The 15927-nt window shown below is 63.8% G+C and carries 13 protein-coding genes; 3 read left to right on the forward strand and 10 right to left on the reverse strand.

Translation table 11 applies throughout. The features are described from left to right. Positions 1 to 4 precede the first annotated feature (4 nt). On the reverse strand, positions 5 to 283 hold the full coding sequence (locus tag FX982_RS21740; protein WP_062381160.1) for a hypothetical protein: 279 nt from the start codon (positions 281 to 283) through the stop codon (positions 5 to 7). Positions 284 to 443: 160 nt separating this feature from the next. Between FX982_RS21740 and FX982_RS21745 the strand changes: the two genes are divergently transcribed. Beyond that, positions 444 to 1505 (forward strand): patatin-like phospholipase family protein, encoded by a 1062-nt coding sequence (locus FX982_RS21745; RefSeq protein WP_172612541.1) that lies wholly within the window; start codon positions 444 to 446, stop codon positions 1503 to 1505. Positions 1506 to 1753: 248 nt separating this feature from the next. On the opposite strand, the gene FX982_RS21750 is transcribed toward FX982_RS21745, so the two are convergent. From FX982_RS21750 to kdpF, 6 genes are all read right to left on the reverse strand, one after another. Then, positions 1754 to 2443 carry a response regulator gene (locus FX982_RS21750; RefSeq protein ID WP_172612542.1) on the reverse strand — a complete coding sequence of 230 codons (690 nt, stop codon included), beginning with the start codon at positions 2441 to 2443 and terminating at the stop codon, positions 1754 to 1756. Between the two features lie 63 nt (positions 2444 to 2506). Beyond that, positions 2507 to 5164: a sensor histidine kinase gene (locus tag FX982_RS21755; protein WP_172612543.1), complete on the reverse strand. Its 2658-nt coding sequence runs from the start codon at positions 5162 to 5164 to the stop codon at positions 2507 to 2509. Positions 5165 to 5219: 55 nt separating this feature from the next. Beyond that, positions 5220 to 5786, reverse strand: a complete 567-nt coding sequence (kdpC, locus tag FX982_RS21760; protein WP_172612544.1) for a potassium-transporting ATPase subunit KdpC — start codon at positions 5784 to 5786, stop codon at positions 5220 to 5222. Between the two features lie 65 nt (positions 5787 to 5851). After that, on the reverse strand, positions 5852 to 7948 hold the full coding sequence (kdpB, locus tag FX982_RS21765) for a potassium-transporting ATPase subunit KdpB (RefSeq protein ID WP_172612545.1): 2097 nt from the start codon (positions 7946 to 7948) through the stop codon (positions 5852 to 5854). Between the two features lie 10 nt (positions 7949 to 7958). Beyond that, positions 7959 to 9653 (reverse strand): potassium-transporting ATPase subunit KdpA, encoded by a 1695-nt coding sequence (kdpA, locus tag FX982_RS21770; protein WP_172612546.1) that lies wholly within the window; start codon positions 9651 to 9653, stop codon positions 7959 to 7961. A gap of 5 nt (positions 9654 to 9658) precedes the next feature. Beyond that, complete coding sequence (gene kdpF, locus FX982_RS21775) at positions 9659 to 9754, reverse strand: K(+)-transporting ATPase subunit F (protein WP_037009437.1); 96 nt, start codon at positions 9752 to 9754, stop codon at positions 9659 to 9661. Between the two features lie 1146 nt (positions 9755 to 10900). Here kdpF and FX982_RS21780 point away from each other — a divergent pair. Together FX982_RS21780 and FX982_RS21785 are read left to right on the forward strand one after the other, a co-directional pair. Beyond that, entirely contained in the window at positions 10901 to 11653 is a 753-nt protein-coding gene (locus FX982_RS21780; RefSeq protein WP_122538444.1) for a response regulator, read from the forward strand. Continuing rightward, complete coding sequence (locus FX982_RS21785) at positions 11650 to 12729, forward strand: sensor histidine kinase (protein ID WP_172612547.1); 1080 nt, start codon at positions 11650 to 11652, stop codon at positions 12727 to 12729. Before FX982_RS21780 ends, FX982_RS21785 begins: the two co-directional genes overlap by 4 nt. A 99-nt stretch (positions 12730 to 12828) precedes the next feature. Here the strand turns inward: FX982_RS21785 and FX982_RS21790 are convergent, their stop codons facing one another. The 3 genes from FX982_RS21790 to FX982_RS21800 all read right to left on the reverse strand — a co-directional run bounded on the left by FX982_RS21790 (position 12829) and on the right by FX982_RS21800 (position 15882). Then, positions 12829 to 13881 carry an AI-2E family transporter gene (locus FX982_RS21790; RefSeq protein ID WP_172612548.1) on the reverse strand — a complete coding sequence of 351 codons (1053 nt, stop codon included), beginning with the start codon at positions 13879 to 13881 and terminating at the stop codon, positions 12829 to 12831. A gap of 164 nt (positions 13882 to 14045) precedes the next feature. Next, entirely contained in the window at positions 14046 to 14966 is a 921-nt protein-coding gene (locus FX982_RS21795; RefSeq protein WP_172612549.1) for a cation diffusion facilitator family transporter, read from the reverse strand. A gap of 73 nt (positions 14967 to 15039) precedes the next feature. Next, positions 15040 to 15882 carry a DUF4892 domain-containing protein gene (locus FX982_RS21800; protein WP_172612550.1) on the reverse strand — a complete coding sequence of 281 codons (843 nt, stop codon included), beginning with the start codon at positions 15880 to 15882 and terminating at the stop codon, positions 15040 to 15042. Between the last annotated feature and the right edge of the window lie 45 nt (positions 15883 to 15927).

Raw genomic sequence — 15927 nt, forward strand, 5'->3', positions numbered from 1 at the left:
CAGATCAGCGACCCGCGCGGGACTCACGGATATAGAAACGGGCTTTCTCGGCTTTCTCGGAGCAACCCTCGAACGCCTCGAACTGCTGCTGCGTCTTGGCGCCAGTCAGCAGCGACAGGGCCTTGGAGTAGCTGACCGTACCGGCGAAACCTTCGGCCTTGGCCAGATCGAGCTCATGCCAGGCCGCGTCAAGGTTGGTGGCGCAGCTGTCGCGGTAGGCCGTTTTGCCGGCGCAACCGGTGAGAACCAGCGCCAACAGGGGCAGGCAGATCCAGGCTTTCATGGGTGTTACCTCAACTAAGGAAATCATTGATGCGGCTTTGACGGTGCGGCGATGCAAAAGTGCCACACCGGGGGGATGCACGATACCTGTTTCGGGCCGTTGGCGTTACGCTGGTGTGTGACGAATCGGCTGACTGAGTGCTGACAATGGGAAACCGCACATGAATAAACGCATCGCGCTGGTCCTCGGCTCCGGGGGCGCACGGGGTTATGCGCACATCGGCGTCATCGAAGAGCTCGAACATCGCGGCTACGACATTGCGTGCATTGCCGGCTGTTCCATGGGCGCAGTGATCGGCGGGATCTACGCGGCGGGCAAGCTGCCCGAGTACAAGGCGTGGATCGAAAGCCTGGATTACCTGGACGTGCTGCGGCTGGTGGACGTGAGCTTTCGGCTGGGGGCGATTCGCGGCGAAAAGGTGTTCGGCAAGATTCGCGACATCGTCGGCGAGATCAACATCGAGGACTTGCCGATCCCCTATACCGCCGTGGCCACGGACCTGACCAACCAGCAGGAGATCTGGTTTCAGGAAGGCAATCTGCATTCGGCGATGCGCGCCTCGGCGGCGATCCCGAGCCTGTTCACCCCGGTGGTTCAGGGCAATCGCACGCTGGTCGATGGCGGCCTGCTGAACCCGTTGCCGATCGTGCCGGTGGTGTCGAGCCATTGCGACCTGATCGTCGCGGTCAACCTCAACTCCACCACCCAGAAGCATTACACCTTGCCGGTGATCGAGCGTCCGCCGGCGGTGAAGAAGCGTTTCGACGGGCTGATGAATTCCATCGGCTCGCACCTGCCGTTCCGCCGCAAGCTGGACCTGACCGGCGAGGATGGTGTGCGTCTGGCGCAGGAAAGCCTGAAACCCAGCGCCGCCGCGCTGCCGGGCAATCCGTGGTTGATGGCCGACATCGAATCCGCCGACCCCCAGGGCCAGCAACCTTCCGCTGCGCCCACCCAGGTCGGGGCGCCCAGATCGGCCAGCGGCTCAATCATCATCGACAACGTCGGCCCGGCTTCGCTGCTGGACCTGATCAACCAGAGCTTCGAGGTGATGCAGACCTCCCTGGCGCAGTACAAGATCGCCGGCTACCCGCCGGATATCCTGATCAACGTCCCGAAACGCGTATGCCGATTCTTCGAATTCTACAAAGCGCCGGAGCTAATCGCGCTCGGGCGGCAGATCGCCAGGGAAACGCTGGATCGGTATGAGCAGGAGCACTAAAGGGGTGACATCCGACGCCTTCCCGGCTAAAGCCGGTCCTACAGTCGAGGCCACCGCCAATCGCAGACTGGACGCAATACCTGAGTAGGACCGGCTTCAGCCGGGAAGAGGCCCGTATGAGCGCCATCAATCATGCGGTGTGAACACCGACGCCTTCCCGGCTAAAGCCGGTCCCACAGTCGAGGTCAACGCCAGTCCTACAGGCGCTGCCGAGGCCGTCGTGTAAGCGCCGGCACTGCGCTCATCCATCACCCATTCATCAACCGATACCCGACCCCCGCCTCGGTCACGATGTACTGCGGCGCGGCGGGGTCGTCGCCGAGTTTCTGGCGCAGGTGCCCTACCACGATGCGCAGGTAATGGGTGTCCTCGACGTGGGTCGGGCCCCAGATGTCCTTGAGCAGTTGCTGCTGGGTGATGACCCGGCCGGGATGCCGCGCCAGTTGCGCCAGCACCGCGTATTCCTTGCGGGTCAGGGCGACTTCAGCATCGCCCAGCGACACCCGGCGGTAGGCCAGATCGATGTTCAACGGGCCAATAACCACCGCCGACTCCACCTGACCGCTCTCCGGCGCCTGACGCAACAGCGAACGAATCCGCGCCAGAAACTCCTGAATGCCGAACGGCTTGGTCACGTAATCGTTGGCGCCGGCGTCCAGCGCGCGGACTTTCTCACCCTCGCTGGCACGCACCGAGAGCACCAGCACCGGCACCGTCGACCACTCGCGAAACTGGCTGAGCACGTCCTGTCCGTCCATGTCCGGCAGGCCCAGGTCGAGCACCAGCAAGTCCGGTTTATTCAATGCGGCCTGGGTCAGGCCGTCGTTGCCGGTGCCGGCTTCCAGCACCTTGTAGCCTTGTGACGCGAGGCTGATGCGCAGGAATTTACGAATCTGCGGCTCGTCATCGATCACCAGAATGGTCGCCGTCTGGCTCATGGGTGTCCTGTCATAAAAGAAAAGGTCGGTTACAAACGCCCGTCAGCGTAGCGCAAAGCCGGTTCAGACCGCCTGGTCCATTTCCGCTTCGGGCTGCGCTTGCAGCGGCAGGTGCAGACTGATGCAGGTGCCGCGACCGTCGATGCCATCGCCCACGCTGATCCGCCCGCCATGGGCGCCGACCATGCCCTGACAGATCGCCAGACCCAGCCCCGTGCCCTGCCCGCCTCGGTCACCCCGCGCGGCGGTGTAGAACATGTCGAAAATCTTCGCCCGCTCACCCTCGGGTATTCCCGGCCCCTCATCGCTGACGGCGAAGATAATCTCCTCGTTCTGCGCAGTGACCGCCATCTGCAGACGGCCATTGACCGGCGAGAAGCGCGCGGCGTTTTCGATCACGTTGATCAGCGCCTGCTCGATCAGCGCGGCGTGGACATACAGCAGCGGCAATTCCGCCGGCAACTCGGTCATGACTTGCAGCGGCGCGAGGACCGCGCGGAGGCGATTGAGTGCGCTGCCGACGATGTCACCCGGCGAGACCCAGTCCCGTGCCAGTTTCAGCGCACCGTGACCGAGGCGCGTCATGTCCAGCAGGTTCTGAATGTAGCGATCCAGACGCTCGGCCTCGTCGCGGGTGCCTTCGAGCAACTCGCGACGGTCTTCCAGCGGAATCGCCTCGCCCAGCGCCAACAGGCTGTCGATGCTGCCGCGCATTGCCGTCAGCGGCGTGCGCAAATCGTGGGACACCGAGGCCAGCAAGGCGCTGCGCAGTTGTTCGGTCTCGCCATGCAAGCGCGCGGCTTCCAGGTCTTCGGCCAGACGAGCCCGCGCCAGGGCCTGCCCCAGTGGCTGACTCAATGCGGTCAGCAAACGCCGACGCTGCTGGGTGAAGGTCTGGCCCTGTTTCGCACGAATCCCCACCAACGCCAGCGGCGCATCGTCCACCCACAACGGCAGCCACCACCAACTCCCCGACGGCAGTGTGCCGGTGCCCCTGCCCGCCGGTTGCCCGTGCTGCCAGGCCCAGTCCGCCGCCGCGCGCTCGAATTCGGAAAACTCCAGCGGCCCGCCCACCTCCACCTTCCAGCCCTGCTCGCGGACGTTGTCCAGCACGCACAGCTGCAATTCGCTCCAGCCGGCCAAGTGATGATCGGCTGCACTGAGCACCGCCTGGCGATCGGTGGCGGCGGTCAGGCGGCGGGACAGATCGAGCAGTTCGCTGGTCTCCTCCTGGGTGTCGCGCAGTGCTTGCAACTGGCGCCGCTGGCGGGCGGCGAGATTGCCGGTCAGTGCCGCCATCAGCAGAAAGAACAACAGCGTCAGCACGTCTTCTTCGCGCTGGATGCTCAAAGAAAAATTCGGCGGAATGAACAAAAAGTCATAGGCCAGGAATGACAGCACCGAGCAGACCATCGCCGGGCCGACGCTGCTGCGCACGGCCACCAGCAAAACGGCGGCGAGAAAGACGAGGGAAATGTTCGGCAGCGCCAACCAGCTGGACACCGCCCAGGCCAGCGCGCTGGCGCCAAGGGTGGCAAACAGCGCCAGGGCGTAATCGAACCAGACCAGATTGCGCGGCGAGGTGGATTGCGCCTGATCGGGGCGCGACTCGCTGTCGAGGACGTTGATTTCCAGGCCATGGGCATTGCGCAGCAAACGCGACGCCAGCCCGCCGCCCAACACCCGCCGTCGCAGGGATGGCCGCGACTGCCCCACCAGCACCAGACTCGCGCGGCGCTCGGTGGCGTGCTGAATCAGCGTCTTCGCCACTTCCGGCGCGCGCAATACCACCACCTCCCCGCCGAGGCGTTCGGCGAGCTGCTGGGCATTCTGCAAACGACTGCGCGCCAGTTCATCCAAAAAGCGCCCGTTGTCGACATGCACCAGACTCCACGGCAGATGCCGACGCTGGGCGACGCGGCTGGCGTGGCGCACCAGACGTTCGGCCTGGGCGTCGCCGTCGATGCCGACCAGCAGACGACCCCGCACCGCCGGCGCCGCCTGGCCCAACTGCCGATAACCCAGGGCCAGATCGTTGTCCACCTGGGCGGCGGCGGTCTGCATCGCCATTTCCCGCAGCGCGGTGAGGTTGGTCTGGGTGAAGAACGCATCAATGGCCGCGCGCGCCTGCTCAGGCACGTAGACCTTGCCGTCGCGCAGCCGCTCCAGCAGCTCCCGGGGCGGCAGGTCAATCAGCACCAGTTCGTAGGCTTCCTGCAACACCCAGTCCGGCAGGGTCTCGCGCACTTGTACGCCAGTGATGCCGCGCACCTGATCGTTGAGGCTTTCCAGGTGCTGAACGTTGACCGTGGTGTAAACGTCTATCCCCGCCGAGAGCAGCTCCTGAATGTCCTGCCAGCGCTTGGCGTGGCGACTGCCAGGCGCGTTGGAATGGGCGAGTTCGTCGACCAGCACCAGTTTGGGCTTGGCCGCAAGAATACCGTCCAGGTCCATCTCTTCGAGCATGACCCCGCGATATTCGGAACGGACCATGGGTTGCTGGGGCAAACCGCCCAGCAGTGCTTCGGTTTCGGCACGGCCGTGGGTTTCGACGACCCCGGCCAGCAGCGACACGCCCTGGCGCATCTGGGTGTGCGCGGCCTGGAGCATGGCGTAGGTCTTGCCCACGCCGGGTGCAGCGCCGAGAAACACCTTCAGCCGCCCGCGATCGTCCCGAGGAAGATTGACCAGCAAAGCGTCGGCGCGGGTGGTTGAATTCACGAAAAGTTGTCCTGATGCAGGGTGATGTGAGCTCGTGTGGCGTCGCCCGTTGGCGTCAGTTCACGGCTTTGCCAGACGGTAACCGATCCAGACTCAGATTCAAGTCCAGTACGTTCACCACCGGCGGGCCGATCAGCGAGGTCTGGGTGTTGTCCGCCACCAGTTTCTGCACCGATTCGCGCGGCAGGTTACGCGCCGCTGCGATGCGGGACACCTGATATTCCGCCGCAGCCGGCGACAGATGCGGATCAAGACCGCTGGCGGACGTGGTCAGCAGGTTCAGCGGTACGGGACCCTGGCTGTCGACTTTTTCCTTGGCGGTATCCTCGGTCACTCGCGTCGCCAGCGCCGGATTGCTCGGCGCCAGGTTACTCGCGCCGCTGGCGACGGTGGCGTAGGCCCCGGCAGACGGACGCGGATGAAACCATTCTTCGCCGGTGAAATTCTGCGCGATCAACTCCGAGCCGCGCACCTTTTCATGGTCGTCGTAGACCAGGCTGCCATTGGCCTGGTCCGGGAACGCCACCTGGGCGACGCCGGTCACCACCAGCGGGTAAGCCACGCCGGTGATCAGGGTCATCAGAACGATCAGGCTCAGGGCCGGACGCAATACGCTGGACATCATTCATTCCTCATTTCGAAGTGAGCGCCGCGCGGGATCAGTCACCACGCGGCACGATCAGCGGGTTAAACCAGATGCAAGGCGGTCAACAGCAGGTCAATTGCCTTGATCCCCACGAACGGCACGACAATCCCGCCCAGTCCGTACACCAGCAGATTGCGGCGCAGCAGATGCGCAGCGCTGGCGGCCTGCACCCGCACGCCGCGCAATGCCAGCGGGATCAGCACGACGATGATCAGCGCGTTGAAGACGATGGCCGACAAAATCGCGCTCTGCGGGCTGGCCAGGTGCATGACGTTGAGCACGCCCAGTTGCGGGTAGATCGAGGCAAACAGTGCCGGCAGGATGGCGAAGTATTTGGCCACGTCGTTGGCGATGGAAAAGGTCGTCAGGGCGCCGCGGGTCACCAGCAATTCCTTGCCGATCTGCACCACGTCCAGCAGCTTGGTCGGGTCGCTGTCGAGATCGACCATGTTGGCCGCTTCCCGCGCCGCCTGGGTGCCATCGTTCATCGCCATGCCGACGTCGGCCTGGGCCAGCGCCGGGGCGTCATTGGCGCCGTCGCCGCACATTGCCACCAATCGCCCGTCGTTCTGTTCCTGACGGATGCGCTCCAGTTTCTTCTCGGGAGTGGCTTCGGCCAGCACGTCATCAACGCCTGCTTCTGCCGCGATCGCTGCCGCCGTCAGCGGGTTGTCGCCGGTGACCATAACCGTGCGAATGCCCAGTTTGCGCAGTTCCTCGAAGCGCTCGCGAATGCCCGGCTTGACCACGTCCTTGAGGTGAATCGCCCCCAGCAGTTTGCCATCGCCGCAGACCAGCAGCGGCGTGCCGCCGGTCTTGGCGATCTTGTCGATCTCCCGCGCCAGTACCGGCGGCAGGTCATTGCGGTCACGGCCGAGGAATTTCAGCAGCGAGTCCACGGCGCCCTTGCGGTACACACGGCCCTCGAAATCGACGCCAGACAGACGGGTTTCCGCCGTGAACGGTACTGCCGTCAACTGGCTCGGTGCAGGCTCGGTCATCGGGTGCAGACCGCGCAAGTATTCAACGATGGACTTGCCTTCAGCCGTGTCATCGGCCAGCGAGGCCAGCAGCGTGCCTTCGCTCAGCTCTTTCGGCGTCACGCCCGGCGCGGCATACACCGCCGCACAACGACGGTTGCCAAAAGTGATGGTCCCGGTCTTGTCCAGCAGCAACACATGCACGTCACCCGCCGCCTCTACCGCACGGCCGGATTTGGCGATCACGTTGAGGCGCACCAGGCGATCCATGCCGGCAATGCCGATGGCCGAGAGCAGGCCGCCGATGGTGGTCGGAATCAGGGTGACCAACAGCGCCACGAGGAACACCAGCGGCAGGTTACCGCCGGCAAAGTGCGCGAACGGCTGCAGGGTCACGACCACCAGCAGGAAGATCAACGTCAGGCCGATGAGCAGAATATCGAGGGCCACCTCGTTGGGGGTCTTCTGGCGCTTGGCCCCTTCGACCAGCGCAATCATGCGGTCCAGGGTCGATTCGCCGGGGTTGGCGCTGATGCGCACCAGCAGCCAGTCGGACACCAGTCGCGTGTTACCGGTCACGGCCGAACGGTCGCCGCCGGACTCGCGAATCACCGGCGCAGACTCACCGGTAATCGCCGCTTCGTTGACCGCCGCGATGCCTTCGATGACCTCACCGTCGCCCGGAATCAACTCCCCGGCTTCGACGCGAACCACATCGCCCTTGCGCAGGGTCGCGGCGTTGACCATTTCGTAACCGCCGTTGGCGCTCTGGATCCGCGCCTTCAGGCCTTCGCTGCCCGCTTTCAGGCTGTCGGCGCGGGCCTTGCCGCGACCCTCGGCCAAGGCTTCGGCGAAGTTGGCGAACAACACGGTGAACCACAGCCAGACCGCGATCTGCACGGCGACGGAGGTTGGCACGGCCGGATCGGGGATCAGGCACAGCACGGTGGTCAGGATCGCGGTCAGTTCGACCACCAGCATCACCGGCGCACGGTGCAGCTGACGCGGGTCGAGCTTGACGAACGCCTGCACCAGCGCCGGTCGCCACAGGGCAGCAAGACCGGTTTTGGCCGCTACGGGCTGCGCGTCATGGCGTGCTGTCTCGCTGGCCGGGCTTTTACTGTTCGCGCTCTTTGTTACGGGGGCTTGCATGTTCATGGTGTGGTCCTCAGAAGCCCAGGCTCAAGTGTTCGGCGATCGGTCCCAGTGCCAGGGTCGGCAGGAACGTCAGGCCACCCACGAGCAAGATGGTCACGGTCAGCAGGGTGACGAACAGCGGGCCGTGGGTCGGGAAGCTGTTCTGGCCCAGCGGCGAGCTCTTCTTCGCCGCCAGACTGCCGGCCAGCGCGAGCACCGGCAGGATGTAGCCGAAGCGGCCGATGAACATTGACAGGCCCAACATCAGGTTGTGGAAGGTGGTGTTGGCGCTGAAGCCGCCGAAGGCCGAACCGTTGTTGGCGGTCGCCGAGGTGTAGGCATAAAGCAACTGACTGAAACCGTGGGCGCCGGGATTGCTCACCGCCCCCGCCGGGCCGGGCAACGAGGCCGCCAGCGCACCGAACACCAGCACGCCGACCGGCATCACGATCAAGGTCGCCACCAGCAACTTGACCTCACGGGCCTGCAGCTTCTTGCCGAGGTATTCCGGGGTGCGGCCGATCATCAGGCCGGCGAGAAATACCGCGATCAATACGTTCAGCAACATGCCGTAGAGGCCTGCGCCGACGCCGCCAAAGATCACTTCGCCGACCATCATGTTGGCCAGGGCGATCATCCCGGTGAGCGGGTTGAGGCTGTCATGCATGCCGTTGACCGAACCGTTGGACGCCGCCGTAGTGGTCGCCGCCCAGAGCACAGTGGCGGTGGTGCCGAAGCGGGTTTCCTTGCCTTCCATCGGCGCGGTCTGCTCGACCGACGCGATGTTCAGCGCAGGATTGGGCTGATATTCGGCCCACATCGCCGTCGCGCCGCCAATCAGGAACAGCACCAGCATGCAGGCGATGATCGCGCGGCTCTGGCGCATGTCCTTGACGTAATGGCCGAAGGTGAACACCAGCGCCACCGGGATCAGGATGATCGACACCAGCTCGAACAGGTTGCTCCAGATGGTCGGGTTCTCGAACGGATGCGCCGAGTTGACGCCGAAGAAGCCACCGCCGTTGGTGCCCAGTTGCTTGATCGCAATCTGGCTGGCGGCCGGGCCCAGCGGGAGGGTCTGGTCGGTGCCTTGCAGGGTGACGGCGTCCATGTAATGAGCGAAGGTTTGCGGCACGCCCTGCCAGACCAGCAGCAGCGCCAGTACCAGGCACAGCGGCAGCAGACCGTAGAGGGTGGCGCGGGTCATGTCCGCCCAGAAGTTGCCCAGGTGCTGCGTCGAGCGACGGCTGATGCCTCGGCAGAACGCGACCAGCACGGCGATGCCGGTGGCGGCGCTGACGAAGTTTTGCACGGTCAGGCCGGCCATCTGGCTCAGGTAGCTCAGGGACGATTCGCCGCTGTAGCTCTGCCAGTTGGTGTTGGTCACGAAGCTCATGGTGGTGTTGAACGCCAGCGACCACTCCATGCCCGGCAGACCCTGTGGGTTAAGCGGCAGCGAGCCTTGCAGGAGCAGGATGGAGAACAGCACGACGAACCCGGCCAGGTTGAACGCCAGCAGGGCGATTGTGTAGGTTTTCCAGTTGTGTTCGATCGTGGGGTCGACGCCGGCCAGGCGATAGCAGATGCGCTCGACCGGGCCCATGACCGGGGTCAGAAAGGTGCGCTTGCCTTCCATGACGTTGTAGTAGAACCGTCCCAGCAGCGGCGCGGGCAGTAGCACCAGGGCGAAAAACGCCAGTATCAGCAGGTAGTCGTAACCGTGCATGGCCGTTACTCCTCGACCCGGCCAGCGCGCAGGAGCGCAACCAGCAAGTAAACGAATAACCCTGCTGCGAGCAGCAGTGACACCCCATCCAGAACGCTCATGAAAAACTCTCCGTCATACGGCGACTGCCGTGTGGGGCAATTGTCTGCAGTGGGGGTGTAAAGGAACGAGAGCGACGGGGGGTGGGGGGCATAAAGAAAGCGTAAAGAGTGAATAAATCGGAGCGTTTAGAAGCTTTACACCGTGGGCATATCCGTTATTTGTGTGGGTTGTTGTTATGGTTCCGCCCTTACGGCGGGTCACTTTTTTCAAGAGCCCGGATTGCCGGCCCAGAAAAAAGTAACCAAAAAGGCCCTGCTCCTGGTTTGACCCGACTTCGTCGGGTTCCCTCACTCCGACGACGCTCCGTGGGCCCGCGCCGAACGGACATCCATGTCCTGACGGCGCTCTCGCGGCATCCATGCCGCTCGGCCCACTCCGCGTCGTCTACGATCGGCCTGCACCCAAGTCGCGTTTCGCGGTGTTTGACCTACCGCGTAGAAGATCAAAAGCAGATCAAGGGCGGGTCAAGCGCCAGGGACTTGTGGGAGTGAGCTTGCTCACGAAGGGGTCGGTACATCCATCGGATATCTGGTGTTTGAGATAAAGCATTCGCGAGCAAGCTCGCTCCCACAGATGGGGTGTCCAATCAGCAAAACTGTCGCCGCTTGGGCTGGCCTCTTCCCGGCTAAAGCCCGGTCCCACTAACAGCAGCACGCGCATTTAGTGGGACCGGCTTCAGCCGGGAAGCTGTTGATTCGCTTTAGATCTTGATCTTCATACGCAAGACGTCCAGACGACACCAATCGCGACTTGGGTGCAGGCTGAACGCAGGTCTTGCGGAGTGGGCCGAGCCGCATGGATGCGGCGAGAGCGCCGTCAGGACATGGATGTCCGTTCGGCGCGGGCCCACGGAGCGAGACCGGAGTGAAGGAACCCTGAGGAACGAAGGGCCCAACCAGGAGCAAGCACCCTTGGTTACTTGGGGTGCTTTTCCAAGTAACTCGCCGAAGGCGAAACCAGAGGCCGTTAGGCCGACGCTTTTGATCTTTCTGAGCCACACCGCCGATGTACCGGTCTTGATACATTCAAGACAACCCACCGACACCTCCCCACCCCACCCTTCCGCCCCGCTCGCCAGCGAAGTAGCATGGCAGCGTCGACTCCTATCCGCGGCCCAATCGGCGGCACCACACGGCGGCAGCACCATGCAGACAACACCCGACAGCCCCACCGCCACCGCACCGAGCGCAGAGCGCCGCTGGACCACCCGCGCCCTCATCGTCGATGACGACATCCCCATCCGCGAACTGCTCTGCGACTACCTCGCCCGCTTCAACATCCACAGTACCGGCGTCACCGACGGCAACGCCATGCGCCTGGCCCTGACCGAAGACACCTACGACGTCGTCGTCCTCGACCTCATGCTCCCCGGCGAAGACGGCCTCTCCCTCTGCCGCTGGCTGCGCAGCACCTCCGACATCCCCATTCTCATGCTCACCGCCCGCTGCGAACCCACCGACCGCATCATCGGCCTGGAACTGGGTGCCGATGACTACATGGCCAAACCCTTCGAGCCCCGCGAACTCGTCGCGCGGATCCAGACCATCCTGCGCCGCGTGCGCGACGACCGCACCGAAGAACGCACCACTCTGCGCTTCGACAATTGGCGCCTGAACAGCGTGCTGCGCCAACTCACCGCGCCGGACGGCCTCGTCGTGCCCCTGTCCAACGCCGAATTCCGCCTGCTGCGGGTCTTCCTCGAGCGGCCGCGTCGCGTGCTCAACCGCGAACAATTGCTCGACGCCGCCCGCGGTCGCTCCATCGAAGCGTTTGATCGCAGCATCGACCTGCTGGTCTCGCGCCTGCGCCAGAAGCTGGGCGATGACCCGAAATCCCCGCAACTGATCAAAACCGTGCGCGGCGAAGGCTATATGTTCGACGCCCGGGAGATTGGTTGATCCGCTCGGCCGACACCCTGTTTGCCCGGCTGTTTGGCGGGGCGCTGCTGGCGATCGTCCTCGCGCACCTGCTGGCGTTCGTCTGGTTTCACTACTACGGCCCGAGAATGCCGCCCCCGCCCGGCTGCGATCGGCCGACGGCCAGCCAGATGCAAGCGCCGTCCGACCGCGATCCTGCCGCCGAGGCAGACCAGAACGACAGGCGCCGGCCGCCTTGCCGCCCGCCAATGCTCGGCATTCCGCTGGTGCCCCTGCTGTTCCAGTTGATCAGTCTGGTGCTTGCTGCCTGGTTCGGCGCCAAGGCCCTGAGCCGGCCGATCCGCCGACTGAGCGAAGCGGCCGAGCGCCTCAGTGCAAACCTCGACAGTCCGCCGCTGGCCGCCAATGGTCCTCGCGAGGCACGTCAGGCGGCGCAGGCGTTCAACCTGATGCAGGAGCGCATTCGCGACCAAGTGCAACAGCGCGGGCGCATGCTCGCTGCCGTGTCCCATGACCTGCGCACGCCCCTCGCGCGCCTGAAACTGCGGGTCGAGCAGATCGACGAACCGCGGCTGCACGGGCAGATGAGCCAGGACCTCAACGACATGATCGGCATGCTCGACGCGACCCTGACCTACCTCAACGAACAGCGCACCAGCGAAGCCCTGCAGTATTTCGACGTGCAGGCGCTGATCGAATCCCTGGCCGAAAACGCCCAGGACAACGGCGATGATATCCAGGCCAGCGGCAACTGCCGGCCGCTGAAATCCCAGCCCATGGCCCTGCGTTCGTGCCTGAACAACCTCATCGACAACGCCCTGCGTTACGCAGGCCACGCGCGGGTAGAGATCGAGGACGCCAGCGATCGCCTGCGGGTCAGCGTCATCGATCACGGCCCGGGGATTCCCGAAGACCTGCGTGAAGTGGTGTTCGAGCCCTTCTATCGCGTCGAAAGCTCGCGCAATCGCAACTCGGGCGGCGTCGGCATCGGCATGACCATCGCCCGGGAAGCCGCACGCCGAATGGGCGGCGACCTGCGCCTCGAGCAAACCCCGGGAGGCGGCCTGACCGCGGTGCTGGATCTGCCGCGAACCTGACCCCCGCGTCACCAAAGCCTGTCATGACGGCGCCGGGGCAAACCCGCGCGCAAAATTGACCGAGTGCCCCGGACGACGGCAGTTTTTTATTGAATTTAATTACTTGACCGGCTGCCGCGCGCGGCTGTCTCCAACCCAGTCCAGCAACAAACTGTAAGCCACTGCCAGCAACGTCGGGCCGATGAACAGGCCGATAAAGCCGAACGCCAGCAACCCGCCAAACACACCGAGCAGGACAATCACCAACGGCAGGTTGCCGCCGCGACTGATCAGATACGGCTTCAGTACGTTGTCGACGCCACTGACAATGAACGTCCCCCAGAGGCCGAGAAAGATCGCCATGCCGTAATCGCCTCTCCAGGCCAGCCACGCCGTGGCCGGTATCCAGATCAGCGGCGGGCCCATAGGCACGAGGCTCAGCAGGAAAGTGCCGATCCCCAGCACCAGCGCGCCGGGCACGCCGGCAATCAGGAAACCGATCAAGGCCAGCACCGCCTGTGCCGCTGCCGTGCCGATAACGCCGTTGACCACCCGCTGCACCGTGCCCGCCACGAGATCGAGGTAGTACTGGGCGCGATCGCCGATCAGTCGTTCCAGCAAACTGAGCACAAACGCCGCCACCCGCGGCCCGTCGCGGTAGAAAAAGAACACGAAAATGATGCTCAGGGTCAGCTCGAGAATGCCACCGCCAATCTGCGCACTGCGCGCCAGCAGCCAGTTGCCGACCTGGCCCAGGTAAGGTCGGACGCTGACCAGTAACGCAGCGCCTTGTTGATCGATGGTGTTCCAGTAGCCCACCAGCCGCTCGCCCACCAGCGGAACGCCCGCCAGCCAGGTGGGTGGATCGGGCAGGCCGTCCACTTGCACGTCCTTGACGAACGCGGTTGCGTCGCGCACGTGGTCCGCCAGATTGAAGCCCAGCCAGACCAGCGGCGCGAGCACCAGCACCATCCAGCCCAGGGTCAGAATGGCGGCCGCGAGGGACTCCCGCCCCTTGAGCGCGCGGGTCAGCAGACGCATCAGCGGCCAACTGGCGAATGCCAGCACCGCCCCCCAGAACAGCGCCGACCAGAACGGCACCATCACCCACAGGCAGGCGCCGAGCAGCGCGAGCAGGAGAATCTGCACCAACAGGCGATCGTTATTGAACATCGGTCATTCCGCAACAAAAGGGGTTGAATCCGACAAGCATACCGTCGAACCGCGCAGCCCGCGTTGTGCGGATACCTGGGCCTGACTTCAAGACGGGAACAGAGCCCATTTCTATGGGTGCTGATGACTTGACCGGTGATGTCAGCGGGCGAATTGACCTTCTCTCATTCAGCCCATTCTTTATTAACGGTAAAGGCTATTGTCAGCCAACGATCAGGGCCGGTACCTCCAACCTCTTCGCCAATTTCATCCCGGATCAGATCCCATGCCTCCAGGGACCGTGGCGGCAAGCCCGGCGGAACGATGAAGTAAATCTCGATCTGTCTCCCGCGCCCCACACGGGCCACATAGGCACGGTAGGAAAGGAAGCCATGTCGCTGGACAGCATCGCTTGCAACCTCGTCGACTCTTTTCTTCATTTCTGGCGGGGTCACCAGCAGAACATCGGCGAGAGCGTCACGAATCGTCGGCAGCGGCAAGGGCAAAACGATGAGGCAGACAAGCGCCAGGACCGCTGGATCTATATAAGGCGATAACCATTCCAGCGCTGTGCCCCTGATCATCCAGCCAGTCAGGAACGCGAGTAACAGAGCGCCGGTCATTGCGGCAGATATCGTCCAGGCCTTTACGTCCAGGGCAATGAAGCTTGAATTGAGTCGTTTGTTGGCGCGTCGGCCATAGATGATCATTCCCACTGCGCTCACAAGGGCCACTAGCGCAAAAATGAGCGCGAGATCGAAGTCCAGGTGTCGCCCGCCCGCCATCAGGCTTCCCACGGCCATGATCAGGCCATAGCCAGCGGTGCCCACCAATAGAGTCCCGGACAACCCGAGCACAATGGGCTCAAGGTGCCAGAACCCCATTGTGAAATTTCTGGTCAGGCGGGCTTGACCGAAATCGTTGTGAGAGACGGCAATCAGCTTTGCGACGAGCAGAGCAAAGCTCGTCATGATTGCGTCGATCAGGGTGTATACACCGTCAAAAATAATCGACGCAGATCCGGTCAGCAGACCGAAAACCACCCCAAAAACAGCCAGAGCAAACGTCACAAAAATGGAAAGGCGAAGCACGCTTGGCTCTGTCATCTGACTCACGGGGGCGATTAAAGGGCGGCATTGTAAACACACAGTGAAGTCAGCCCAAAGCTGGAATGCACCCTCAGCGAATGAGTTCGAGGGTCAGGCCGGGGTTTTTCCGATCGCCCGCTTCCAGCCGGGCAGCGCGCACGCCTTTGGCGACCAGCGCCTGACGCCAGGCCTCGCGCTGGTCCCCGGACAGGGTAACGCGCAAGGTGCTGTCCAGATTCAGGCCACGTGACAGCAACGTGATCCAGGGCTCCTGCGGTGCTGCGGTCAGCATCGGCAGCTCCAGCTCGCCAGTGCTTTTCAGCTCGCGCAACAGGGTGGCGGAGGTCGGCAACAAATCCCCCAGCGGGGTGCTCGACTGAAATTGCTCGACGTGAAGGAACGCCCGACGGTTGCCCCGGGTGATGCCGTACAACGCCACGAGCGTGTTGTCCGCCGGGGCGGCGAGGCGCAGCAGCAGATAGGACTGACCGTTGTCGGCGCCATACAGCTTGGCGTTGCCGAACACCTCATTGGCCCACAGGCTGCTTTCGCCGCAATCGCGGGCCTGGCACCAGAACAGCAACTGCGCACCCTGCTGCTGCAAGGCTTCACGGGCGGCGGTGAAGGCCTCGTCGGCGCTGTGCTCGACCGGCAACTGGTAAGTGATCCCGGTGACGTTGCCGCGCCCGGACACCTGCCCGTCGAAGCGCAACTGGCCGCTGATCTTGCGAATCGAGCCGAGCGGGTAGATGCGTTCCAGCTCGACGGAGGGCCGGTAATCGACGATTTCGGCGTCTTCCAGTCGCGGCAGATTGGGCAGATCCTGGCTACCGGGAACGTCGGCTGCATGGGCGACAGTACTGATGCCGGTGAGCAGCAACGTGAGCGCGAGCGTGCGGGTGAAGGCGTGGCTGAACGTTAGGGATGCGCTCATGACAGGGCAATCGGCGAGGCGGGGGTTGATGCGGCGGATAAACCC

The sequence above is a fragment of the Pseudomonas graminis genome, assembly GCF_013201545.1.
GTDB lineage: Bacteria > Pseudomonadota > Gammaproteobacteria > Pseudomonadales > Pseudomonadaceae > Aquipseudomonas.

Coding starts and splice junctions, on each gene's coding strand:
- FX982_RS21790 (WP_172612548.1), bottom strand. CDS start 13,881: ATGTTCAATAACGATCGCCTGTTGGTGCAGATTCTCCTGCTCGCGCTG.
- FX982_RS21800 (WP_172612550.1), bottom strand. CDS start 15,882: ATGAGCGCATCCCTAACGTTCAGCCACGCCTTCACCCGCACGCTCGCG.
- kdpC (WP_172612544.1), bottom strand. CDS start 5,786: ATGTCCAGCGTATTGCGTCCGGCCCTGAGCCTGATCGTTCTGATGACC.
- FX982_RS21745 (WP_172612541.1), top strand. CDS start 444: ATGAATAAACGCATCGCGCTGGTCCTCGGCTCCGGGGGCGCACGGGGT.
- FX982_RS21780 (WP_122538444.1), top strand. CDS start 10,901: ATGCAGACAACACCCGACAGCCCCACCGCCACCGCACCGAGCGCAGAG.
- FX982_RS21740 (WP_062381160.1), bottom strand. CDS start 283: ATGAAAGCCTGGATCTGCCTGCCCCTGTTGGCGCTGGTTCTCACCGGT.
- kdpA (WP_172612546.1), bottom strand. CDS start 9,653: ATGCACGGTTACGACTACCTGCTGATACTGGCGTTTTTCGCCCTGGTG.
- FX982_RS21795 (WP_172612549.1), bottom strand. CDS start 14,966: ATGACAGAGCCAAGCGTGCTTCGCCTTTCCATTTTTGTGACGTTTGCT.
- kdpB (WP_172612545.1), bottom strand. CDS start 7,948: ATGAACATGCAAGCCCCCGTAACAAAGAGCGCGAACAGTAAAAGCCCG.
- kdpF (WP_037009437.1), bottom strand. CDS start 9,754: ATGAGCGTTCTGGATGGGGTGTCACTGCTGCTCGCAGCAGGGTTATTC.
- FX982_RS21750 (WP_172612542.1), bottom strand. CDS start 2,443: ATGAGCCAGACGGCGACCATTCTGGTGATCGATGACGAGCCGCAGATT.